General features: G+C 51.9%; 19 protein-coding genes. 11 read left to right on the top strand and 8 right to left on the bottom strand.

Features of this window, described 5'->3' with window-relative positions; genetic code table 11:
* Nucleotides 1-174: 174 nt before the first annotated feature.
* Complete coding sequence (locus J3P34_RS07800) at nucleotides 175-1,068, top strand: cyanophycinase (protein WP_210463621.1); 894 nt, start codon at nucleotides 175-177, stop codon at nucleotides 1,066-1,068.
* A gap of 173 nt (nucleotides 1,069-1,241) precedes the next feature.
* Here J3P34_RS07800 and J3P34_RS07805 read toward each other — a convergent pair whose 3' ends face one another.
* The 5 genes from J3P34_RS07805 to J3P34_RS07825 form a co-directional block, all read right to left on the bottom strand.
* The gene (locus tag J3P34_RS07805) at nucleotides 1,242-2,162 is read right to left on the bottom strand and encodes a bestrophin family protein (protein WP_210487661.1); all 921 of its coding nucleotides are present in this window, start codon (nucleotides 2,160-2,162) and stop codon (nucleotides 1,242-1,244) included.
* Between the two features lie 55 nt (nucleotides 2,163-2,217).
* On the bottom strand, nucleotides 2,218-2,679 hold the full coding sequence (locus J3P34_RS07810; protein ID WP_210487664.1) for a hypothetical protein: 462 nt from the start codon (nucleotides 2,677-2,679) through the stop codon (nucleotides 2,218-2,220).
* A 297-nt stretch (nucleotides 2,680-2,976) separates the two neighbouring features.
* On the bottom strand, nucleotides 2,977-4,362 hold the full coding sequence (locus J3P34_RS07815; RefSeq protein WP_210487665.1) for a HAMP domain-containing sensor histidine kinase: 1,386 nt from the start codon (nucleotides 4,360-4,362) through the stop codon (nucleotides 2,977-2,979).
* Nucleotides 4,359-5,051: a response regulator transcription factor gene (locus J3P34_RS07820; protein WP_210487666.1), complete on the bottom strand. Its 693-nt coding sequence runs from the start codon at nucleotides 5,049-5,051 to the stop codon at nucleotides 4,359-4,361. Before J3P34_RS07820 ends, J3P34_RS07815 begins: the two co-directional genes overlap by 4 nt.
* A 149-nt stretch (nucleotides 5,052-5,200) precedes the next feature.
* Nucleotides 5,201-5,509, bottom strand: coding sequence for a DUF3817 domain-containing protein (locus tag J3P34_RS07825; protein WP_210487667.1), 309 nt, complete (start codon nucleotides 5,507-5,509; stop codon nucleotides 5,201-5,203).
* Between the two features lie 278 nt (nucleotides 5,510-5,787).
* Between J3P34_RS07825 and dnaE the strand changes: the two genes are divergently transcribed.
* The 4 genes from dnaE (at nucleotide 5,788) to trxA (ending at nucleotide 11,781) form a co-directional block, all read left to right on the top strand.
* Nucleotides 5,788-9,423 (top strand): DNA polymerase III subunit alpha, encoded by a 3,636-nt coding sequence (gene dnaE, locus J3P34_RS07830; RefSeq protein WP_345890349.1) that lies wholly within the window; start codon nucleotides 5,788-5,790, stop codon nucleotides 9,421-9,423.
* Nucleotides 9,424-9,703: 280 nt separating this feature from the next.
* Complete coding sequence (locus tag J3P34_RS07835; protein ID WP_246853590.1) at nucleotides 9,704-10,282, top strand: transposase; 579 nt, start codon at nucleotides 9,704-9,706, stop codon at nucleotides 10,280-10,282.
* Nucleotides 10,283-10,451: 169 nt separating this feature from the next.
* Complete coding sequence (locus tag J3P34_RS07840) at nucleotides 10,452-11,189, top strand: hypothetical protein (RefSeq protein ID WP_210487671.1); 738 nt, start codon at nucleotides 10,452-10,454, stop codon at nucleotides 11,187-11,189.
* A 265-nt stretch (nucleotides 11,190-11,454) separates the two neighbouring features.
* Nucleotides 11,455-11,781 carry a thioredoxin gene (gene trxA, locus J3P34_RS07845; RefSeq protein ID WP_149089150.1) on the top strand — a complete coding sequence of 109 codons (327 nt, stop codon included), beginning with the start codon at nucleotides 11,455-11,457 and terminating at the stop codon, nucleotides 11,779-11,781.
* Between the two features lie 114 nt (nucleotides 11,782-11,895).
* Here trxA and J3P34_RS07850 read toward each other — a convergent pair whose 3' ends face one another.
* On the bottom strand, nucleotides 11,896-13,824 hold the full coding sequence (locus J3P34_RS07850) for a hypothetical protein (RefSeq protein ID WP_210487673.1): 1,929 nt from the start codon (nucleotides 13,822-13,824) through the stop codon (nucleotides 11,896-11,898).
* A 167-nt stretch (nucleotides 13,825-13,991) separates the two neighbouring features.
* On the opposite strand from J3P34_RS07850, the gene J3P34_RS07855 reads away from it, so the two are divergent.
* Nucleotides 13,992-15,620, top strand: a complete 1,629-nt coding sequence (locus J3P34_RS07855) for a glycosyltransferase family 39 protein (protein ID WP_210487674.1) — start codon at nucleotides 13,992-13,994, stop codon at nucleotides 15,618-15,620.
* A gap of 166 nt (nucleotides 15,621-15,786) precedes the next feature.
* Here J3P34_RS07855 and J3P34_RS07860 read toward each other — a convergent pair whose 3' ends face one another.
* Nucleotides 15,787-16,356, bottom strand: a complete 570-nt coding sequence (locus J3P34_RS07860) for a hypothetical protein (RefSeq protein ID WP_210487676.1) — start codon at nucleotides 16,354-16,356, stop codon at nucleotides 15,787-15,789.
* A gap of 79 nt (nucleotides 16,357-16,435) precedes the next feature.
* On the opposite strand from J3P34_RS07860, the gene J3P34_RS07865 reads away from it, so the two are divergent.
* Nucleotides 16,436-16,966 carry a DUF4385 domain-containing protein gene (locus J3P34_RS07865; RefSeq protein ID WP_246853591.1) on the top strand — a complete coding sequence of 177 codons (531 nt, stop codon included), beginning with the start codon at nucleotides 16,436-16,438 and terminating at the stop codon, nucleotides 16,964-16,966.
* A gap of 170 nt (nucleotides 16,967-17,136) precedes the next feature.
* On the opposite strand, the gene J3P34_RS07870 is transcribed toward J3P34_RS07865, so the two are convergent.
* Nucleotides 17,137-19,380, bottom strand: a complete 2,244-nt coding sequence (locus J3P34_RS07870; RefSeq protein WP_210487680.1) for a cytochrome c biogenesis protein CcdA — start codon at nucleotides 19,378-19,380, stop codon at nucleotides 17,137-17,139.
* Nucleotides 19,381-19,597: 217 nt separating this feature from the next.
* Here J3P34_RS07870 and J3P34_RS07875 point away from each other — a divergent pair, with 217 nt between their 5' ends.
* The 4 genes from J3P34_RS07875 (at nucleotide 19,598) to J3P34_RS07890 (ending at nucleotide 23,383) form a co-directional block, all read left to right on the top strand.
* Nucleotides 19,598-20,908: a hemolysin family protein gene (locus J3P34_RS07875; RefSeq protein WP_210463607.1), complete on the top strand. Its 1,311-nt coding sequence runs from the start codon at nucleotides 19,598-19,600 to the stop codon at nucleotides 20,906-20,908.
* Between the two features lie 57 nt (nucleotides 20,909-20,965).
* Nucleotides 20,966-21,448, top strand: a complete 483-nt coding sequence (locus J3P34_RS07880; protein ID WP_210487682.1) for a hypothetical protein — start codon at nucleotides 20,966-20,968, stop codon at nucleotides 21,446-21,448.
* A gap of 535 nt (nucleotides 21,449-21,983) precedes the next feature.
* Nucleotides 21,984-22,259, top strand: coding sequence for a hypothetical protein (locus tag J3P34_RS07885; protein ID WP_210487684.1), 276 nt, complete (start codon nucleotides 21,984-21,986; stop codon nucleotides 22,257-22,259).
* Between the two features lie 5 nt (nucleotides 22,260-22,264).
* Nucleotides 22,265-23,383 carry an NAD-dependent epimerase/dehydratase family protein gene (locus J3P34_RS07890; protein ID WP_210487686.1) on the top strand — a complete coding sequence of 373 codons (1,119 nt, stop codon included), beginning with the start codon at nucleotides 22,265-22,267 and terminating at the stop codon, nucleotides 23,381-23,383.
* Nucleotides 23,384-23,406 lie beyond the last annotated feature (23 nt).

Below are 23,406 nucleotides of genomic sequence, written 5' to 3' on the forward strand. Positions count from 1 at the left end.
AATTCAAGCTAATTTTATGCCCAATGGGATGATGAAGCCAGGTAAGTAAGGCACCGTGAATCTTTTATTTAAAATACAGCTATTTACTCTTATCAGAATACCAACCATCCGTATACTAAAAGGCTTAAGAATAAAGTCATTGCCTACACATCATCTAAACTTTTGCGACCAATTATGGCTAAATCAAACATCGCCTCCGTCCCAGACTCAAAAATCACCAGAATTATTCCCAAGGGGAAACTATTAGCCATTGGCGGTAAAGAAAACAAGGGAGGTGGCCAGCCCAAAGACCAGGTCGAAAACATCAACTTTATTAGTGAGCAGATTCTGAAGCGCTTTGTAAATGAACTGAAGGGCGAGGACCCGCTGGTGGTGGTCATCCCGACGGCCTCCCAGATCCCGGAGGAATCGGCGGAGGATTACGTGAAGCTGTTTAAGGAACTAGGAGCCAATAACGTGCAGGTAGCCGATATCCGGACCCGCCAGGATGCAAACAAACCAGAAATGGTGGAGATGATCAGGAACGCATCTGGGATCATGTTCACCGGCGGCGACCAACTCCGCCTGACGGCGCTTCTGGGCGGCACCGAGGTGCTGCGGTCCATGAAAGAGCGGTACATTACCACCAATATCATCATTGCGGGCACCAGCGCCGGCGCCACTGCCATGTCTACGCCCATGATCTACGAGGGAGAATCGCAGGGCGGGTATATCAAAGGCGATGTGCGCCTCACCACCGGTCTGGAACTACTCAAGAATGTTGCTATTGACACGCACTTTCTTACCCGGGGCCGCATTGTGCGCATGACCCAGGCCATCTGCACCAACCCAGAGTGCATAGGCATTGGCCTGGAAGAAGACACCGCCATCCTGGTCACTGACGGAGGCCACGTAGAAGTGGTGGGCAGCGGCCTGGTAACGGTAGTAGACGGCATGGGCATCACGGAAACCAACATCTATGAGATAGCCAACGGCCAGCCTTTCACGGCCAAAGGCCTGAAGGTGCACTTGCTGGGCGATGAAGACAAATACATAATTCCCGGGTACCAAAGAGTTCAGGTACAGTAAAAAAGAAACCTGTTCCGGGGCCGATTTTGGAAAAACAGCTCCGGAACAGGTTTCATTCGTTTTCTTAGTGCAGCGCAAAGGCCGTGGCAGCAGGAGAATTTTTGTGCTCTTCTGCCGCAGATATTATGCTTTATCAGCAGCGAACCAACAAAGAACTGGCCGCTGGAAAAGGGCTAGAGAATGTAGAAACGGGCCACATGGTCCTGCGGCTTTGGCGCCTCTACCTCCCTGTATTCGCGCATCATCTGTTTCAGGTCACGGTCGATGGTTTGGGCGATGGAAGTCACAGGGGTATCGGTGGGCTTGTTCTCAAACGGATCCTGCAGGTGGATGGCCATCTTCTCAATGAGCAGGAAAGACGACGCCACGGCTACCACAAACGGCACCATCATCAGGCCAAAGTCATTGATAACGCCAAAAGGCAGTAAGAGGATGAACAACAGCAGGGCCAGGTGCGTGTACAGGCTATAGGTAGCCGGGAAAACAGTCTTTTTGATGCGCTCGCAGCCTCCCATGGCGTTCACCAGGCGGGTAAGGGTGCCGTCCAGCTCCACCTGTTGGTATTTGTTTATCCAACCCTCTTTGTAGGCCCGCCGCAGGTCTTCACCGTGCAGTTGCATCAGCCCGACGGGTTTGTTGGAGTACTCCTGCAGATACGCCAGCTGTTCTGGTAACAACAATTTCTCCATGTCTTTTAAGGGGCAAAGGTCCCTCAACGACTGACCCAGGCTGTAGCACCAGGCAATCTGACGCTTCACAAACATCTCTTTGAAGTACAGCGCCTCCACGGAGTTATAGGGGGTGTCCACGAAGTTCAAAACCTGCCGGGTAAGGGTACGGGAATCATTCACGATGGCGCCCCACAGCGTACGGGCCTCCCACCAGCGGTCATAGGCCTGGTTTGACCTGAACGCCAGCAACAACGACAATATGGTACCCAGCATGGTAGGCACCGCAATGGGAATAGAGATTCTGGTAAAATGCAGGTTCACATAGGCCACGGCTACTACCAGGGCGTATACAAAAACCATCAGTACCTCTACTTTTATCTTCCCAAACACATATCTAATAGGGATATTCTTCTTCAGCAACATGGTATTTCATTAGGTAAAGGTGAAAAATTGAATTCTGGCGATGACGTGAAATCGCCTATCCGGCGTGCGCCAGCACCTGCGTGGTTTCTGATACCCGCGGCGCCACAGAAATAACCGGCAACCCGCATTTCTCCAGGAAAGGACTGGGGTCCTGGCTCAGTTTGCCCAAAGCTTGGTGCCGGAAGTTGGCTGGCACCGCGATGAAGCTGATCTCGTTGGCTTTGAGGAAATTCCGGAAGGCTGCCATGGTGGTACCGTAGAACCAGGTGTGTTCAATGGCCTGCACCAATCCTTCCTCCTGTTGCACTTGGCGGCAGAGGCGGGTAAAATGCGAGCAGATCAGCTCCTCCTCCTTGCTGCGGCGCGAGAGCATGAGCAACTCGGTAATAGAGCTAGACAACCCGAAGGCATGAAAGTAAATGACTTTGAGCGGCAGCCCCGGAAAAGTCTCGGTGAGTTCAGAAAGGCAGTGGAGAGAGTCTGCCTTGAAATTGGAAGGTATTAACACGTGGATCATGGCCGTAGGTAAATTTGCTTTTGATTTACCCAAACCTACGGGCGCCACATTAGGCTACTATAAGAGCCAAATTAAAATGCCATTAGAATGAATTCACGTTTTTAACTTTATTCTTATTCAATTGACTATCAGTTACTTAATTTATTTAAAACATCAACTAAAAGCTTATAAACAGCAAATTAAATACACTTCAGGAAGGCTTCTTATTAGAAATTAAGAGCAGAAGCGAAGGCGGTTTTTAACCTGTTTTCCGGAAAACGCCTTAAAAACAACCCAAGGCCGGTACGGAAAAGGAACTTAGGAAGAGGCAGAAGCGGGCGCCACGGGCAGCAGAATTCGCATCTCGGTACCGGCGCCCTCACGGGTGGAAATGCCAATACTGCCCCGGTGCAGCCGGATGATGTTAAGCGCCAGCGGCAAGCCCACACCATGGCCTTCAAAATCAGTGGTGTTGGAGGCTCTGAAGAAAGGCACGAACACGTAAGGTAGTTCCTCCTCGGGAATGCCTATGCCTTTGTCCTGCACCACCACCGTAATGGTGTCGTTCTCGGGCTGGAGCCGCACGGTCACCTCCTGGTTGTGGGAGTACTTACAGGCATTCATCATGATGTTACTGAGGGCCAGTTTCAAGAGGTTCTCATTGCCCTGCACCTGTAACAGCCGCTCATCTTCGGGCAGCGAGTTATAGTCTAACCGGATGTTGTTGCCCGGATAAAGCTGGTCGGCAGAGGCTTTCACCAGCCAGAGCAGTTCATCCAGGCGCAGCATCTCCCAGTTCTGCTTTTTGCCGTCAAAACCACTTTGGGCCATCCCCAGCAAACTCGCCAGAATGTCACGCAGGACCTGGGCCTCCTGCAGAATCACCTCCACCGATTGGCGCTGCTCCGGGGAAAGTCCGGGAGAAGCCAGGGTGAGTTCTGCCTCGCCTTTGATAATGGTCAAGGGGGTCCTCAGTTCATGCGAGGCGTTGCTCACAAAGTTGTTCTGGGTTTCAAAGGCGGTCTCCAGGCGCGTGAGCATGTCATTGAAGGTCTGGGCCAGTTCGGTGAGTTCGTCTTTGTTGTTGCTCAGCGGCAGGCGCAGGTTCAGGTTCTCGGCGGTGATGCCCTGCACGTTTTTAATGATATCGCGCACGGGTTTGAAGGTGTGCCAGGTAAAGCGACGGCCAATGAGGTACACAATTCCCACCAGAATAAGGAAACCGACGATGAGGATTCTGGAGAGTTTATTTATTTCCTGGAGCCAGAACGGTTCCCGGGCAGACACAGACACTAGGTACGTTTTGCCCCTGGCAAGTTGCAAATGGCCGGCGTAAAAGGTGTGGTCTTTCCTAAAGCGGGCTTTCCCGTTGGCGATGACTTCCTCCACAAACTCAGACGGCAACCCGGCATGGTCTCCTTTCCCTAAGGAGTTTCCGGCCGGGATCTCCACCAGGTACGTTTTCTCGTCTTTGAGTTTCTCCAGGTATTCCTGGCGCAGTTGCTGAATCTTCTGCCGGTCTTTCACCGAGGTATTGGTTTGCAGGTGCAGGTCGGCGGCAATGTTCACCCGGGTCTCCAGGCGTTTGTAGAAATCCTCAAAGGCATAATGGTTGATGATGCCGTACATGAACCCGCTGAACAGCAGCACCACCATGGAGGTGAGAATAGAGAACAGCAGCGTGGCCCGGGTCTGGATGTTCATGCCTCGGCTCCTACTTTGAGCACATAGCCCATGCCTATGATGGTGTGGATGAGCTTGGGCTGAAACTGCTTGTCTATTTTTTTACGGAGGTAGTTGATGTACACGTCCACTACGTTGGTGCCCAGGTTGAAATCTATGTCCCAGACATTCTCCAGAATCTCAATCCTGGACAGCACCAGATCCTGCCGCTGCACCAGAAACTCCAGCAACCGGTACTCGGTGGCGGTGAGGGTGATGGCCTTTCCGGCGCGGGTCACGGTTTTGCTTTGGGTGTTGATTTCCAGGTCGGCCACGGTCAACAGGTGCTTGGTAGAGGTTCCGTTCTGTATGCGGCGGGTAAGGGTTCTGATGCGGGCGCCCAGTTCCGCAAAGTCAAAGGGTTTGACCAGGTAATCATCGGCGCCGCTGTCTAGCCCGGTTACTATGTTCTCCGGCGAGTCCAGGGCGGTAAGCATGAGAATGGGGGTTTCCAGCGCGCCTTCCCTGAGTTTCTTGCAGACCTCCAGCCCGCTTATTTCGGGCAGCATGATGTCCAGGATGATCAGGTCGAAGTGAAAGGCCTGGGCCATTTCCAGTCCGGTGGTGCCGTTCATGGCTACGCTCACCTGATAGCCCTCCTGTTTCAGGCCCCGCTGGAGCATATCGGCGAGCTTGGCCTCATCCTCCACAACTAAAATCTTCTGCCCCATAGACGTGTGTTGGTTCGTTATTGGTGTTGTGCAAGGAAAACAACCCGGCGCAAAGGTTGTTTTGCCTCTTCCCTTTTTCAGCCAAAGCAGAAGCAGGCTAGCTTACCTGTTTCGGGCGTATTTTCCAGAAAACAGCCCCGAAACGCTTTTTAGCGTCTTACCTCTTCCTGCCCAATTTTCCGGTCCAGCACAAACGTCCCGAAGGGCAGCAGCGAGGCCACAAACGCCAGCACCACCTTCCCGAAGGACCATCTGTAGGTCACCCACACCTGCAGCAACAGACCCACAAACAGCACAAACAGCACGCCGTGCGCCCAACCCACATATTTCACCGGCTCGGGTATCCCGGCCAGGTACTTCATAGGCATGGCAATAATTAACAGAACTAAGAATGAAATACCTTCTAAAATGGCAATGGACCGGAAACGGTTCAGGGGAGTATCAAAAGAGAAATGCATGAACTTAAAGGTTTGAAAACCCAAAGGTACGCCACAAGCGCCTAAACCTCACGCCTATTGCCCAACGGCCGCCAGATAATTGCTTAGGTACCCGGATTTTCAGGCCGGTTCTCCCCTATTCCGTTTAGGGCCTGATTTCCGGAAAACAGGGTAAAAACGCCGATTAAATGGGCAACTTTTCCGCCGCGCTCCGGTGTTTTCTTTGTATCTTCGTAGTCCGTTTCGGGTCCATTTTCAACTCCGGGCCCAAGACTCAGAACTCTTTACTTTTTACCGCCGTGCCAGATTTTTCCCACCTCCATACCCACACCCAGTACTCGTTGCTAGACGGAGCCGCCAGCATTGGCGCGCTTATGAAAAAGGCCTCGGCCGATGGCATGAAAGCCATCGCCATGACCGACCACGGTAACATGTTCGGGGCGTTCAACTTCGTGGCAGAGGCCAACAAGTACAACGTGAAACCCATTGTGGGCTGTGAGTTCTACCTGGTAAATGACCGCCACCAAAAGACCTTTACCAAAGAGCAGAAAGACGTGCGCCACCACCAGTTGCTCTTGGCCAAAGACCAGGAAGGCTACCAGAACCTGGCCAAGCTCTGCTCCTACTCTTACATTGACGGTTTGTACAGCAAGTGGCCCCGCATTGACAAGGAACTGCTGGTGAAATACCACAAAGGTTTGATTGCCACGTCCTGCTGTATCGGTGCGGAACTTCCGCAGGCCATCCTCTGGAAAGGCGAAGAAGAAGCCGAGAAGCTGCTCAAATGGTGGCTGGATTTGTTTGGTGACGATTTCTACATTGAGATTCAGCGCCACGGCCTCATGAACATTGACGGCACTGGCCTGAGCCAGGAAGACGTGAACCAGGTGCTGCTCAAGTGGGCCATCAAATACAACGTCAAGGTCATCTGTACCAATGACTCCCATTACGTGGAGAAATCTGACTGGAACGCGCATGACATTCTGCTGTGCGTGAATACCGGTGAGCAGGAAACCGTGCCCGTGGGCGATTTCCAGACGCAGTACTTTAGAATGATGTCCGGCAGCGGCGAGGTGATCTATGACACCTTAACTAACATCCGGAACACCTACGGAGGCGACGAGAACGTGCGCCGCATGTTGTACCGCATTGAAGAAGAGCAACAGAAGCCGCGTCCGCAGGACCGTTTTGGGTTCCCAAATGACCAGTTCTACTTCAAGAACCAGGCGGAGATGAACCAGCTGTTCTCGGACGTGCCATTTGCGGTAGACAACACCAACGAGATTGTAGACAAGATCACGCCGCCCAAGCTGCAGCGAGATATCCTGTTGCCCAACTTCCCGCTTCCTCCGGAGCACCCCACCGCCGACTTATTTTTGCGCCACTTAACGTTTGAGGGCGCCAAGAAACGGTACCATGAGATTACCCCCGAGGTAGAGGAACGCCTGAACTACGAACTGGGCATCATTGAGACCATGGGTTTTGCGGGTTACTTTCTTATCACCCAGGATTTCATCAACAAAGGCCGCAGCATGGGCGTGGCCGTAGGTCCAGGCCGGGGTTCGGCGGCTGGTTCCGCGGTGGCTTACTGTGTGGGGATTACCAACATCGACCCTATTAAGTACTCGTTGCTGTTTGAGCGCTTCCTGAATCCTGAGCGGGTGTCCATGCCCGATATTGATATTGACTTTGATGACGTGAACCGCCAGCGCGTGATTGACTACGTGGTAGACAAGTACGGCAAAACGCAGGTGGCCCAGATCATCACCTTCGGTACCATGGCCGCCAAATCGTCTATCAAAGACGTAGCCCGCGTGCTGGATTTGCCTTTGTCCGAGGCGAACGAACTGGCCAAAATGGTACCGGAAGCCCCAGGCACTACTTTGGCCAAGGCTTTTATTGAATCGCCGGAGCTGGCTGCCATCCGGGACGGAAACGATTTAAAGGCCAGAACCCTAAAATTAGCCGAGAAATTGGAAGGCTCCGTTCGGAACACTGGTATCCACGCGGCGGGGGTAATCATCGCGCCGGATGACATCACCAACTACATCCCCGTGTCTACCTCCAAGGACTCTGACCTGTTGGTGACGCAGTTCGATGGAAAGGTAATTGAGAGCGCGGGCATGCTGAAGATGGACTTTCTTGGCCTGAAAACCCTGTCCATCCTGAAAGACGCCATGGCTTTGATCAAACGCAACCACGGCGTGGAGATTGACATCGACAACATTCCGCTGGACGATGAGAAAACCTATGCCCTCTATCAGCGCGGCGATACCATCGGGACGTTCCAGTTCGAGTCTGAGGGGATGCGCATGTATCTCAAAGACCTGAAGCCGACCAACATTGAAGACTTGATTGCCATGAACGCCTTGTACCGTCCGGGCCCGATGCAGTTCATCCCGAACTTCATTAACCGGAAGCAGGGTAAGGAAGAAGTGGAATACCCGCACATCTTGCTGGAACCGCTCTTGAAAAACACCTACGGTATCATGGTGTACCAGGAGCAGATCATGCAGACGGCACAGGTACTAGCAGGCTACTCTCTGGGTGGTGCCGACTTGCTCCGCCGTGCGATGGGTAAAAAGGACATGAAGAAAATGGCCCTGGAGCGCGAGAAATTCGTGGCTGGTGCCAAAGAAATCCATAACATCCCGGCCAAGCACGCCTCTGAGGTATTTGACGTGATGGAGAAGTTTGCGCAGTACGGTTTCAACCGCTCGCACTCCGCCGCTTACTCCGTGGTCGCTTACCAGACCGGTTACCTCAAAGCGCATTATCCTGCCGAGTACATGGCCGCCGTGCTGACCCACAACATGAACGACATCAAGAAGGTGACGTTCTTTATTGAGGAAGCACGCAAGCAGCAGATTCAGGTACTGGGTCCTGATGTAAACGAATCCATCCACCAGTTCAACGTGAACCAGCAGGGGCAAATCCGTTTCGGGATGGGCGCCGTGAAAGGCACCGGCGAGGCTGCCGTAGAAGCCATTATTGAGGAACGCGAGAAGAACGGCCCATACACCGACATCTTTGACTTCGCGAAGCGCGTGAACCTGCGTGCCGTGAACAAGAAGACCTTTGAAAGCCTGGCCCAAGCCGGAGCCTTCGACTCGTTTGAACGCTACCACCGCGCCCAGTACTTAGAAACACCTGAAGGCGAAAGCATCAACTTGATTGAGAAAGCCGTGCGCTTCGGAAACCAGTTCCAGGCCGAGAAGAACGCTGCCCAACAATCGCTCTTCGGCGGAGGCGGTGCCGTGGACATGCCATTGCCCAAAGTACCAGACGTGCAGCCCTGGACTTTGACCGAGATGCTTCGGCGGGAGAAAGAGGTGATTGGTTTCTACCTTTCAGGTCACCCACTAGACCAGTTCAAACTGGAAATAGACTCTTATTGCACCTGTAGTTTAGATAGAATTGCCGAGTTCAAGAACCGTGACGTGAACGTGGCCGGTATCATCAGCAACGTGGTCATGCGCACCGGTAAAAACGGCAACCCGTTCCTGCTCTTCTCTTTGGAGGATTATGACAACACCATGGGCTTAGCCTTGTTTGGGGAGGATTTCGTGAAGTTCTCGCCCTACGTGAAAGAAGGCATGTACCTGTTCATAAGAGCCAAAGTAACGCTGCGCTACAAGTCTGAAGACCAGTGGGAGCTGAAGCCGATTTCCATGCAGTTGCTAAGTGACGTGGCCGACAAAATGGCCAAAGGCGTGCGCATGGACATTGACATAAGAAACATCAACGCCATGCTCATTGACCGCCTGGAGGAAGCCGCTATCAACAGCCCCGGCCAGAAAAAACTTGAACTGGTCTTGACGGAGCCCGGCGAACGCTTATCTGTGGAACTGTTCTCCCGCCGTTACCGCATAGACCCGAAGGCGTTCCTAAACAACGTGAAAGATTTGGAAGTGGCGACTTGTCAGTTGATATAAGATAGTATCATGTAACACTATAATGAAAGCCCCGACATGGAAGCAGTTCATGGCGGGGCTTTCTGTTTTGGGGAAAATGAGTAATAAACAGAAATGCGACTTTTGCTTACCACAATTCGGTCCCGTGGTCTGTCCCCTGACAGACCACTTCCACGTTAGTAACTGCTGCACAATGGTTTCGGTCTGTCAGGGGACAGACCGAGGCGACGATGGGACTATATAGGTGATTTCATCAATCTATCTCCGTGGCCTGTCGCCTGACAGGCCACATCTTTTACGTTTGCACGTATTCATTTCCATGGATGCAGAAATGTTCGCTTCTCCCCGTAAGTCCCAGATGCGGCTGGGTGAGGTGTATTTCTGGACCAACACCATCAAAGACTGGAAGAACTTACTGAAGCCAGATAAATACAAGTTGGTGATTCTAGAGCAACTACAATGGCTGGTGCAGCGAAAGAAAGTAGCCGTGTATGGCTATGTCATCATGCCCAACCACCTGCACTTCATTTGGGAAATGCTCCAGTTGAACGGGAAGGAAATGCCGCACGCCTCTTTTAACAAATGGACCAGCAGTAGCTTCCTAAAAGATCTCCGCGTACACCATCCTTTGGCGCTGACTTCCTTTGTGGATGAATCCAGAGAAAGAAAGCACAGGTTCTGGCAACGGGATGCGCTTGCAGTAGCCTTAGATTCAAAGCGGAAGCTAGAACAGAAATTGAATTACCTTCACCTTAATCCATTGCAAGAACATTGGCAACTGGCTGTTTCTCCAGAAGAATATGATTGGTCTTCTGCCAAATTCTATGAAACAGGTCAGGATGCGTTTGATATTCTTACCCATTACCAGAACAGGTTCTAATAGAGGATGGCCTGTCAGGGGACAGGCCATGGAGAAGGCATGACTTTCTAGTTTTAGCCTATTTTGGTAAAAACAGGCAGAAAATCAAAGAAGCAACACCTTGGAACATTTTAATTCATAGCATTTCAGATATATTTACTAAGCACTTCTGACCCAAAGCGGTACCGCCATGCGCCTCTCCCTCACCCTCAAAAACACCATAGCGTTTCTGGCGCTTTTGTTTGTGTCCCATGAGCTGCATGAACTTGTTCATATTTTAACCGGGTATTTTCTGTGCGGCTGTTTTGGAGAGCGGGACTTTGAGGGCTGGGAAGTTTGCATTGCTTGTCCACCCTCCGTTACCATTCCCTGGATTACGTTTGCAGGGCCGTTTCTCACCTATGGGCTCATGTGGGTATCTTTCTGGCTCATGTCCTCCTGGAAAACAGCCGGGCAACAGGTCCTGGGATGGGCGCTGCTGTTCGCCAATCTGCCGCTGGGGCGTATTCTGCCGGTGCTGGACCGGGAGGGCGATGAATCCTTTATAACCCGCCAGATTATCCAGAAAACATCTATGACGGTGATGTCATGGGGTACGGAAATGGCCATTGTGTTCCTGCTCACCGTTCCGGTGCTGTTCAGGGCCTGGCAGTTGCTGCACCCCAGGTACCGGTTCTTTGTCTTCGTGGGCTTTTTGACGGTCCCGCTGCTGGCAGAATCGGTGTTGATGAACAGGCTGGCCAATGGGTTGCTCCACAAAGGTGTCTTAGCTGGTGAGGGAATCCTGGGAAGCCCGGTGCTGGTGAATGTCTGGAATGCCCTGTGGCTGCTGGTTCTGGGGCTTACCTTCCGGCATTTGCCCACGCTGCTTACCGGAGCAGAAAAGAAGCCTGAACCGGCCAGGAAGGTACTGGAAGAGGCCTCCTGAAAAGGCAGAAGCCTGTCCACAGAGGCCAACGGCTCCGCCATTCTGTCATTTAAGCTTCTTTCTTCCTCAGCCCCAACCTTTTCCTTATGATTCAGTAGATATACTAGGTTTTTGGCCCGCTTTTCAGAAACCGATGCTAAAACGGTATCCTCTAGGATAGCGGCAAACATGACACAAAAGCGTTAGATTTACTGTTGCATTGGAGTTGGTTCTATTTTTGAACTGAGACTTTCATCATTCATGATACTTATATAAACAGACAATTATGGCACATAAAGCAATCGAGATCACCGATGCGAACTTCGAGGAGATCATCAATTCAGATAAACCTGTTCTGGTAGACTTTTGGGCAGAGTGGTGCGGACCTTGCCGCATGGTAGGCCCAGTAGTAGAAGAACTGGCCGGCGACTATGAAGGTCGTGTGGTGGTAGGAAAAGTAGACGTGGACGCTAACCCACAGACTTCCGCCAAATTCGGTATCCGTAGCATCCCAACCCTGTTGGTTTTCAAAAACGGACAAGTAGTAGACAAACAAGTAGGTGCTGTTCCTAAAAACGTGTTGGCCCAGAAATTAGAAGGCCAGTTAGCGTAAGCATTACCTGCTTTTATATAACGAAGAAAGCCGCTCCTTTTCAGGGGCGGCTTTCTTATTTTAGGCCTGTTTTAAGTAAAACAGGCCTAAAGGAGACTGTGAGGTTCTCTTTGGCTAGTCACAGCCGCAGAGGTTCTTCTCGGCAGCACAAATATCGGCGTAACCCTGGTCCAGGCGGCGCAGGAGACCGCTGAGGCGCTGATTATGCTCTTTTACCGGGTCCAGTTTCATCTCAGTGGGTGGTGTTTTCTGGGCTGTTTCCAGATCGCCTACTACTTTCCGGAGCTCTAGTTTCTTCTCGTACAAACGTTGTACGTACTCAGGCAGGGCCTCAGCAGGGTATTGGGTTTTGAAGGCGTTGTCCATGCAGGCGTCCTGCTTCAGATAGGATAGGATTTTGCGTTCTACCTGTTGGTTCAGGTCCAGCAAACGGGCCTTTTCCTTCTCCAGTTGCTGCTCATCCAGACGCTGGTTGAACAAGCGAGCAGCTTGCTTCACTTCCTCGCGGCAGGTGCGGCATTTGGTGGCGTTGGCTTTCTCCAGCAGGTTATTCCGGAAACTGATGTTCTCCTCCGTAGGAGTCATATCGCGCAGGCGCGCTACCTCTTTGGCGTACACCTCATTGTAGAGGGTGGATTCCAGTCGGTTCAGGTGCCGTGACAAGCCTTCGCCCTCCAGCGTGCTGGCCAGGAACTCGGGATTGGGCAGCTCCACTGAGTACAGTTTGTTCAGGTACTGCTCGCGCTGGGCCACAGAGTAGGTTTTGGCCTGCTCCTGGTCCAGGTCCAGGAGGGTGTTCACCATTTCCTTGCCGTTTTTCAGGTTGAAGTCAGATTCCATGTAGCTGTCGGCATTGGCCAGAATGGAGTTGTACTCGCTCTTGAAGATGCGCTGGTAGGTGTAGTTGCGGGAGAACTCGCGCTCGCGCTGGTAGGCCAGCGTTTTCAGGCGCTTGTAATCCTGCACCACCGCAAACATGGTCTTTGCATTGGCCTCGGGGCTGTTGTTTTTGTAGTTGAGGCGGTAGTTGTTCAGGTTCTGTTTCAGGTCAGAGAAATTGCGAAGGAACTCCACAAACAGCTTTTCCTGCTTGTAGGCGTCCTCGGTTACCAGACCGGCGGCAAAGGCCTGCTCTATCCGGATGCGGCGTTTCTCAATGGTCTCAGAGGTGATGTCGCTGCCGGTGAGGGCATCCATTTTGTAGAGAGATTTGTAGTTGGCCACCACCAGCACCGGATAGTCTTTGAAGTTGAGTGCCGCCTCTAGTTTCTGGAGCTCAAAACCCTGCGGGCTGTTGCTCAGCAACTCCGTGAGCCGAACCGTACGTAAAGCGGGCAATTTTGCGAAAGAGGGCACAAACACGTACACCCGCACCGAGTGCAGCCGGGTGTCAAAGTTCTGTCCTTCATAAAGCCTGATGGTGGAGCTGAACTTGTATTCCTTCCGTTGGGCGGCGTTTCTGATCAGGTTCCCAAACTCGCCTACCAGCGACAGCATGGCCGCCTGCGGCGTCATCAGTTTGGAAATGTTAGTGAGTTGGTTCGCGATGAGGCTGAAGAAAATCTCGCGGCTGTCTGAGGTGAACAGCTTGGCCTCCACGGTGGCGTCTATGTTGCGCTCATCGGCGGCTAGCGGCAGTTTGTCAATGATCCGGATGGCCTCAATGTTATCGGAGATGCGCGAGGAGTAGTTTTTGTTATTGTTGGCGGGCTCAATGGCGAAATTGTACAATGGGTACACCACCGGCTCCTGCCCGAAAAGCTTGGCGTTCTTGAGCTGCGCCGAGATAAAAAGCGACTCCAGGTTGATGTAGTCGCGGCGGCGGGCTTTGGTGGTACCCTGTTCCAGCTCGTTGATGACCCGGGAGAACTGCCCGGGGTTGAACAGGTACATGTCGGTGGTGAGGTACTGCCACTCATCGGTGAACTCAAACTTATCTAAGTAGTTGTAGCCCAAACGGGTCTGGATCATGTCCTGTGCCTGGCCCGTGAAGGCGCACAGCACCAGAAAAAGCAGCAGGAAGCGGGTAAGGCTTGACTTCATGTATGCACTGGTTTTGGTATCTGTTCCTGGGTAACGCAGGTTGGTGGCCTGAACGCGTGTCCTCTACCACAAAGTTCGCTCCTAAATTGCCCATTGCCAAAGGAATAGCCTGTTGCTTTGTGTATTCTTTCTCGCGAACTTTCCCTTTTCAAAGAATACTACAAACAGTGCCCCAGCTTTTTTCCCTGTTTCAGCGCACGCTCTCCTCTCCCTGCTTTTGGTTCCTGGCCGTAATTGGCTTTACCCTGGCTTATTTCTTTCTGGCACACGAAGGCTTTTACTACGGAGACGATTACTCCTATAGCCTGTATGCCCACCAAATGCTGCACGGCGGTTTCCACTTTGACGATTATTCGTTCTGCCACCGGTTCATGGTGTTTGTGCCCACGGCCTTGTTTTACTGGCTTTGGGGCATGAACGTGTACACCACCACCCTATGGCCGCTTTTGTGCACCCTCGGCACGCTGCTCCTGCTGTATCTAACCTTCCGGAAAACCCATCCGGTAGCCATCAGTTGGGCCCTGGTGCTGCTAGGCCTGTATTACTTCCAGCTGAATACCGTCAACTACCTTTACCCAGACAACATCCTGCTGTTCTTTACCACGGCCTGCCTGTTGGTGCTGTACAAAGCCAGAAACCTACTGTCATCCGCCAAACAGGAAATATTCTGGGGAGTCGCTTTTGCCGGTCTCAACCTGCTGGCTTTTCTCACCAAAGAGACCATTGTCTACACGGTTCCTTTCTACCTGTGTCTTTTGGTAGTGCAGGTAATTAAGCGGGAGAACCTGCGGTTTTGGCTAGCCGCCGGCCTAACTGGTGTAATCTTGTTGGCAGGCTATTTTCTTCTTTACAAGATCTTCTCCGGCGATGCCCTGCAAAGGTTCAAAGACATAGCCGCGGCCGGACGGGCAGATACCGGGGAGGAATATTTTGCTTCCCGCGCTGCTTCGCTATTACCCCGGCTCACGTATGCCCCGCTGCTGTTCTTCGTGGGTTCTGGTCTGGTTTTTCCGGTGGCTTTTGCAGTGACGGGGCTCTTCAACAAAAGAAGTGCTTCCCTGCGGCTATCTCACTCGCTTACCTTCTGGACCCTAGCCGCCCTTAGCATGCTGCTGCCCATCTGGTTTGGATCGGTTTCCCTGGAATACTACAAACCCATGCCGCTGTTGCCCCGCATGTTTCACCCCCTGCTTCCTGCCTTCTGCCTCGTAGCCGGTTTGGCCATAGAGCAAACCTGGGGAAAACGCTCACAATTTCTCCTCCTGACCCTGCTTTTTGGCGCTTGTGCTTTGCTCTCAGATCAAAAGATGTTGGTGATGTATGCGCCGCTGGCCCTTTTCTTTGCCGGGTTGTTTCTTTGGAATCGGCCGTGGCCACATTGGATGGGATTGATGGCAGTAGCAGGCGTATTAGCCATTAGACCAGTTTACTTTATGCTGAAACCAACGGTCTCCTATTATTCTGAGCAGAAAGAAATAGTTGACCAACACCTAAACCACCCACAAGGGAAGTATGTGGTGCTGATGGACTCCACCCTATTAAACCGCTATGAATACTTTTACGGCTTTGATGTCCCAAAAAACTATTCCTTTCAAAAGTATTCCGCTTATCCAACTACTTCGACTCAATCGGCAGACACCATATTCCTCTTGATCAACAACGGAGTCCTGGAACATCCTGAGTTAATGATCAAGCAACGAGAAAAAGACATCCTCCCACTCTTCCCCTCCGCAAAGCTCCTGGACCAAAAAGGGAAAGTGAAACTCTTTACGCTACCTAAAGACAGTTTTAGATAAAGCAAAAAGGCCGGATTCATTTCCGGCCTTTTTTATTGAAAGTAGCTTTAAAACAAACTCAACCAAGAATCACTCCTCAGCACACAGCAACAACCTCAATTTTCAAATCTCCTCATCTTCACATCTCCCAATCTACACATTAACACATTAACCAATTAGCACATTACTACTGCCCTGCTTGTTCTTTCTTGATGCGTTGGTAATCTCTCAGATCTGCTTTGTTCTCTATAGCCACATACTCAGCTTGTAGGGCTTTGATCTTGGTGGCGTGCCGGAGGATGATGTCACCGTGGAGGGCGCGCTCGCGGTCATTCAGGCGTTTGTAGATGGCGTTGGCGTAGTCCCAGTCCTCGGTGGTCCAGACTTCTTTGCGGGCGCGCACTTGCTGCAGGAAATGGACATAGGCATCCCGGATACTATCGGCCGATAACTGGGACAAATTGCGGTAGTCGCCTAGTAGTTCTCTTTCCATCTGCGCCTGCTTTCCGGCTACGGGGCCGCGGGCTTCCCGCAATTTGCGCTCGGCGCGCTGCCTGGCCAGGGCTCTGCCGGCTTCCTTCAGTTCATCTTTGGTTTTAACGGCGGCGGCATTGGCTTTTTCGTCCAGTTTGTCCAGTTCGCGGGAGGCCATCTCCTTGCGTTGGTTGGGCGTGGTGTCACAGGCGGTCAGTAGCAGCGTGAGCAGCAGGCAGGGAACCGCCGTCAGGTTTATGGAAAACAGATTTGCTCGTTTCATAGTAAAACAGGAATGTAGTCACCTCCCATACGCAAGCCAAGGCAGATTGGGTGCTATTGAATGGTTGGCGCAAATGTACATGGCAAAAAACGGTTTCAACTATTCCCTGGACTTCAAGACCACCGATTTCCGGCAACATCCCGAATTGTACCGGGTAGGAGTGGGCGAACAAGGCGTGTTGCTGGTGGAACCCTATAAAAGCGAGATCCTGCCCTACTGGCGGTTCAGGAATGTGGAGGTAGCGCAGACCTCGGCAGAGAAAATCTACGGGCTGTTTGAGGCGTACCTGGCCCAGCATGATTTTGTGGGCGCCGATATGGCCCGCAAGTTCCTGCAGATGGGCTTCACGCGCGCGCGCCGCTACGCCAACCACAAAGGCGGCCGCAAATACACGCCCTCGGCAGAGGCGCACAACGAAGGCCTGCCCTATCCTTACTCCTCGGGCAGCGCCCACAAAGGAAATGAGGTTCTCCCGCAGGAGACAGACGCCCTCACGAATGAGAAAGCACAGGCCGCCGCCATCTTCAAAGACTATTGGTTCAAAGCCAAAGACCACCCCGAGTACCTTCGGCAGAAACAGGAGTTCCGGGACAGATACTATGAGAAGTAGTTTCAGTCTTATTTTCTCCAAAAGAAGCGCAAAACGCCGCAGTTTTGGGCAGGAGTGAAAGGCAATGTTTAGGTTACGCCTAAACGATTGGGCCTCTGTTTTGAAGCTGTTTCCTGTGAAACACCCGCAAAACAGAGGCCCAAAAGGTATTGGAGTTTCTGAAGCTCAATCTACATCACCGGCTGCTTACGCGCTTTGTAGGCCGCTACGCCGGCATCCAGGAACTTAATGAAGTTCTGCACATTGGGCTCGTAGGCGATGGGCGTTACCAGGGGGTTTTCGCTGCCGTCCATGAGCACGTAGTAAGGCTGGGCATTCACGTTGAACTTGGTGATCTGGTAATCGGCGTACTTCTTGCCCAGGGTGGTTTTTTGTTTCTGGTCGTAGGTGCTGGTGTACCACTCGCTCTGAGGCAGTTCGCTCTTGTCATCCACGTATAGGGCCACAATCACGAAGTTCTCGCGGAGACGTTTCAGCACCTCGGGGTCTGACCACACGTTGGCTTCCATCTCACGGCAGTTCACGCAGCCGTGGCCGGTGAAATCCACGAAGATAGGTTTGCCTTGTTCCTCAGAGCATTTCTTGGCCTGCTCCAGGTCAAAGTAGCCCTGCAGATTATGGGGCAGTTTAAGGAAATCGGCGTATTTGGGTTGCTCACAGATGGTGCTGGCGGTGCTGCCACTAGAAGACATCCCGGCAGTGAGGTTGAAGTCCTGCGTGGCCTGCGGCGGCAGGTACCCGGACAGCGCTTTCAAGGGTGCACCGAACAAACCAGGCACCATGTACACCACAAAGCCAAAGGTTGCAACGGCCATCAACAGCCGGGGTACCCCTAAATAGGGCAAGTCTGAGTCATGGGAGAATTTGAGTTTGCCCAGCAGGTAAAACCCCATAAGGGTGAAAATCACGATCCATAAAGCCAGGTACACTTCCCGGTCCAGTAGCCGCCAGTGGTACACCTGGTCGGCGATGCTCAGGAATTTAAGCGCCAGCGCCAGCTCAATGAACCCCAGGCAAACCTTCACCGAGTTCAACCATCCACCAGATTTAGGCAAAGAACTAAGCCAGTTAGGGAAAACCGCGAACAAGGTAAACGGCAGCGCGAAGGCCATGGAATAAGCAAACATGCCGGAGATGGGCTTCAGGGTTTCGCCACCCGCCGACATCACCAGGATGGAACCTACAATGGGGCCGGTGCAGGAAAAAGACACCAGCACCAGCGTGATGGCCATGAAAAACACACCGTAGTAACCGCCTTTATCGGCCTGGGCATCGGCTTTGTTCACTAACCAGTGCGGCAACGTGATCTCAAACATGCCCAGGAAAGACATGGCAAACAGCAGGAACACCACAAAGAACAGCAGGTTAGGAAACCAGTGTGTGCTCAGGAAATTGGCTACCTCTGGACCGGCCAGTTTAGATACCAGCGTACCTATGAGGGTATAGAAAGCGATAATGGACAAGCCGTAAACCAAAGCCTTAATGATACCCTTGAAACGGTTCGCGCTTCCGCCGGTGAAGAAGGTCACGGTCATAGGTATCATAGGAAACACACAAGGCGTGAGCAAAGCCACTAACCCCGATAAGAAGGCCCCGATCATAAACTCCCATAAACCAATTGGTGCCGCTTGCCCGTCTGAAGCCATAGCCATCCCGGCCAAATCAGTTTTAGGTTGCGGGTTAACCGAAGCCACGGCGCGGTTGCTGTCGCTGGCCTGGGGAAAAGCGGTAGTCGGGACATCGGACGTTAGCCCGGAAGTATCTGTTGACAAAGCTGTAGCCGATGGTGCGATGGGTGCTACCTTACCTGAGTTGGGTGTATTGCTACCGGTTCCGCCCGCAGGTGCTGATGCGCCTGGCGTAGTGCCACCGTTATTGGTGCCGGCATCTGGAACTGGGGTGTTCGTAGCGGGTGCGGCCCCGGGCAATACCTTTATCTGGGTGAAATTGAAATCGCCCTCCCCGGGAATACACTGGCCGTTCACCTCAGAGCAGACCTGGAACTCATAGTTTCCTTTCACCACCAATGTGGGCTGCAATACCTTTATCCTCTGCCGGAACTGGGCCGTTTTGGTAAAATAAGTATACTCACCGCCCCAGGTCTGGTCAAACTTCTTCTTGGGGCTCACCGGTTTAATCTTACCCACCAGCGCATAAGAAGGATGCTTCTGGAAAGTAAAGGTGGTCACAATCGGCCCCAGGTCAGGGTCAAAGTCTGAGGAGTAGAGGTACCACTCCGGAATAATTTTGACGTTGAAGATGAGTTCCACCTCCTCGCCTACCTTCACTTCTTGGGCAGACACGTCATAACTCCAGGTAGAAGGTTTGAGCACCTGGGCCTGGGCCTGGGCCGCCATGACCAAAAACAGCAAAGGCAGCAGCAAAGGCACAACGCGTTTCCAAACAATTATCATTTGATTTTCAGCTTCTGGTAAAGAGTGGCAAATTACTACAAATCCGCCGTAAACCCGAACAAACCAGTACAAAGCCTGCCTTTTAAAGGATACTAGCCACCTACTTTCTACCGCGGTTCACGTAGAGGAAACGTGTCTCAACACTTTGATAGTGCTGATAAACCATTAAATTTGATGCAAGCGACCCTTTTACACCCTTAAAGGACCGCCTCCCACTATGATCCTAAACATCTTCCTTACCCTTCTGCTGGTTGCCCTGAATGGTTTTTTCGTGGCCGCCGAGTTTGCCCTGGTAAAAGTAAGAGCCTCTCAGATTGAACTTAGAGCGCAGGCCGGAAACCAACTGGCCAAAATAGCCCACCACATGATCGGGCACCTGGATGCTTACCTTTCCGCCACCCAGTTAGGGATCACGCTGGCCTCACTGGGCCTGGGTTGGATTGGCGAGGGCGTGGTATCGGAGATTATCATTGGGGCCATGCACGCTTTTGGGGCGGCCCCAGACCCGGAGCTGGCCCACCAGATCGCGCTGCCCGTTTCCTTCGCTGTCATTACCGTTTTACACATCGTTTTCGGGGAACTGGCCCCAAAATCGCTGGCCATTCAACGGCCTGAGTCTACCACACTAGCGGTAGCGGTTCCGCTACGCCTGGTGTACTTCGTGCTACTACCCTTTATCTGGATTCTGAACGGTCTCTCCAACTTCATTCTGAAGCGGGTAGGCATCACGCCTATGCACGGCTCAGAGGTACACACCGCAGACGAATTACGCCTACTTTTTGAACAATCTGCCGAAAGCGGCGAGATTGGCGGCAGCCAGCAGGAGTTGATTGAGAACGTGTTTGAGTTCAACGAGCGCATGGTGAAGCAGATCATGGTGCCGCGCACCAAACTAGTGGCCCTGGACATTGATTCTACCGAGGAAGAGATTTTTGAAGTGGTGTTCAACGAGGGCTACACCCGCATGCCCGTCTACCGCGACTCCATTGACAATATTGTGGGCATCATGTACGTGAAAGACTTGCTGGTAGTGCTGCGGTCCGGCGAGAAGGTGGACCTGGAGAAACTTATGCGCCAGGCCTACTTTGTGCCTGAGACCAAAAAAATCAGCCGACTGCTCAAAGACTTCCAGCGCAACCGCATGCACATTGCCGTGGTCTCAGATGAGTTTGGCGGCACCTCAGGCATTGTCACTATTGAGGACATCATTGAAGAACTGGTAGGCGAGATCCAGGACGAGTACGATGAAGAAACCCCATTGGTAGAGAAACTGAACGACTTTGAATTCAAGGTAGACACCTCAGCCTCTATCCTGGATGTGAACGATGACCTGCCTTATCCGCTCCCCGAGGGCGAAGACTACGAAACCGTAGGCGGTTACCTCAACATGATCTACGGCCGCATCCCAGAGATAGGCGAAACCGCGGTACACGGCGTCTACGAGTTCAGAATCTTGGAGAAAACCGAGCGTAACGTGGAATCCGTCCTGCTCACCGTCACCGAAGACAAACGCGACGATATCTTGTAGGCTGTTTAAGGGCTTGTTTTAAGAAAACAGGCGCTAAACAGAATCTGAAAATTTTCCATGAAGGGCTTCTTAAAACAGCATCTTAAAACCGCTGTAGCGTTTGGAATTCCTATTGCCGTTCTGGCTGGGTTCTGGGTGTTGATGAACCTCTATTTAAATGCCTATTTCCTCCATGGAGGAGAAGGTTTCATGAAAGGCTACGGCCACCTTTTGCGAGAAGACTTTGGCAAAGGCTTGATTTTCATCCTGCTTGCAAACTCAATTCCTCCTGTTTTACTTACCTTTTTGTTTTTCTTGCTCCTTGAAAGAGAGGTGCAAATCATTGCCTTCAAGCTTTTAAGAGTAGTAGCCTTATTCCTTTTGTGTCTTTGGTTAGTTTACCTGACCTCAAAGCTGAATGAAGGAATCTCTTTTGCCTTTACAGGAAACGAAAGATTGGTAGAACTTTCCTTAACCTTGGTGTTAAGGATTACAGGCTTCTTTTTGGGCTACAAACTTGTAAAATCAAGCTTTCATAAGGAAAGAAACCAAAGCCTATAAGGCTATCCTTCTTAGGGTAACATTACGCACCTTTTATTTATGCCTGCCTTTGCATATTGGTTTGTCGAAGCCAAGTAGATGCATAAGATAATACAACCTCAGCCAAAATAATAAACCCTGATTTTGGCTGAGGTTTTCTACTAAAGAGGTATTCTCAAATACCATAAATACTTCTTTCACCCTCCATTGTAAACTTTCTCCACACTGCGGAAACTGAAATCATCCGCAGCCTTCTTATGCCATCTAGGCGCTATCTCCCTAAATATCAATCGCAATTTTCATCTATTCACAGCCAAGTCAAACCCACTTCTTCAAGTAAAACTACTTATTTGATATCCGTATAAGTACCAAGAAAATAGCGAAACATAACCCAAGGAGGATGTTCTTCGTTCCTTTCCATAAAAATGAATAAAAGCTATATATTAATTCCTCAGCATCTTCTTCTATGGTTAAAAGCCTTTCTGTTCCTTTAACGTCTGTTTCCGCCTTATGTGGCGGCGCGTGCGGAATACGTAAGGCCATAGCGAGGAAGGATATGGCCGGCAGCGGAAAAGGCAGAGCGCCTTTGATGGGTACCCCAAAGATAGAAAAACTCCCTTACGCTGCCATCCAATTCCAGGGTCTCACCGGCCTTGGCGTCTTTGACAACACCAATCCTGTAAATAACACATTTGAATTCATCTGGTCCGGAGCCTTGAACCCTAAGAAGGCGACCTCCCGAGGCGGTTTCCTATACGGCACCCGCTACGCTCCCTCTGGGAAAACCCAGTTCCGCTCCGCACCATTTGTAACACTTAAAACCACCTACTAACAACTATGAAAAAGAAAGTATTGATAACGGGCGGTGCAGGCTTTATTGGATCGCACCTGGCAGATGAACTGATTAACTTCGGATATGAGGTACGCGCCCTGGATAACCTTTCTGAGCAGGTACACGGCAAAGACTGCGAGCGCCCGGAGTACCTGAATCCCGCCGTTGAACTACAGGTGGGCGATGTGCGCGACAAAGCCGCCGTGCTGAAAGCCCTGGAAGGCGTAGATGCCGTGTTCCATTTCGCCGCCATGGTGGGTGTGGGCCAGAGCATGTATGAAATCAAAGAATATACCGATGTGAACAACATCGGAACCGCCGTACTGTTGGAGTGCCTGATTGAGAAACCGGTAAGCAAATTGGTGGTGGCTTCCAGCATGAGCATTTACGGCGAAGGGCTGTACACCTCCGCCACCGGCGAGAAAGTGATTGCCGCCGAGCGTGGCCTGGAGCAACTCAAAGCCGGTGACTGGGAACTGAAAAGCGAGCAAGGCGATGTGCTGACGCCGGTGGCTACACCAGAGTCTAAGATCCCGTGCTTGTCATCCGTTTACGCGCTTTCTAAATACGACCAGGAGCGTCTTTGCCTGATGGTGGGCCGTGCTTATAATATTCCTACGGTGGCCATGCGCTTCTTCAACGTGTACGGCACGCGGCAGGCGCTTTCCAATCCGTACACCGGCGTGCTGGCCATCTTCGCCTCACGCTTCCTCAACAACAACGCCCCCATGATTTTCGAGGACGGCAACCAGCAGCGCGATTTCGTGCATGTGCGCGATGTGGCATTGGCCTGCCGCCTGGCCATGGAAAAAGAAGAAGCCAACGGGCAGGTCTTCAACGTAGGCAGCGGCAACAACTACACCATTAGAGAGATTGGTGAGCGTCTGGCCGAGGTCATGGGCAAACAGGAATTAACCCCTGAGATTACCGGTAAGTACCGGGTAGGCGACATCCGCCACTGCTACGCAGACATCAGCCTGGCCAAAGAAGTATTGGGCTTTTATCCACAAGTAGAATTCAACAGCGGTTTAACTGAGCTGGCCGATTGGCTGGAGGGACAGATTGCGTACGACCGCGTCAATGAGGCGAGCGCCGAGTTAGCCTCCCGGGGCTTAACCGTCTAGGCGCTGCGTTTCTGACCTGTTTT

Origin of the sequence: Rufibacter aurantiacus (assembly GCF_017916345.1) — a bacterium.
GTDB lineage: Bacteria > Bacteroidota > Bacteroidia > Cytophagales > Hymenobacteraceae > Nibribacter > Nibribacter roseolus.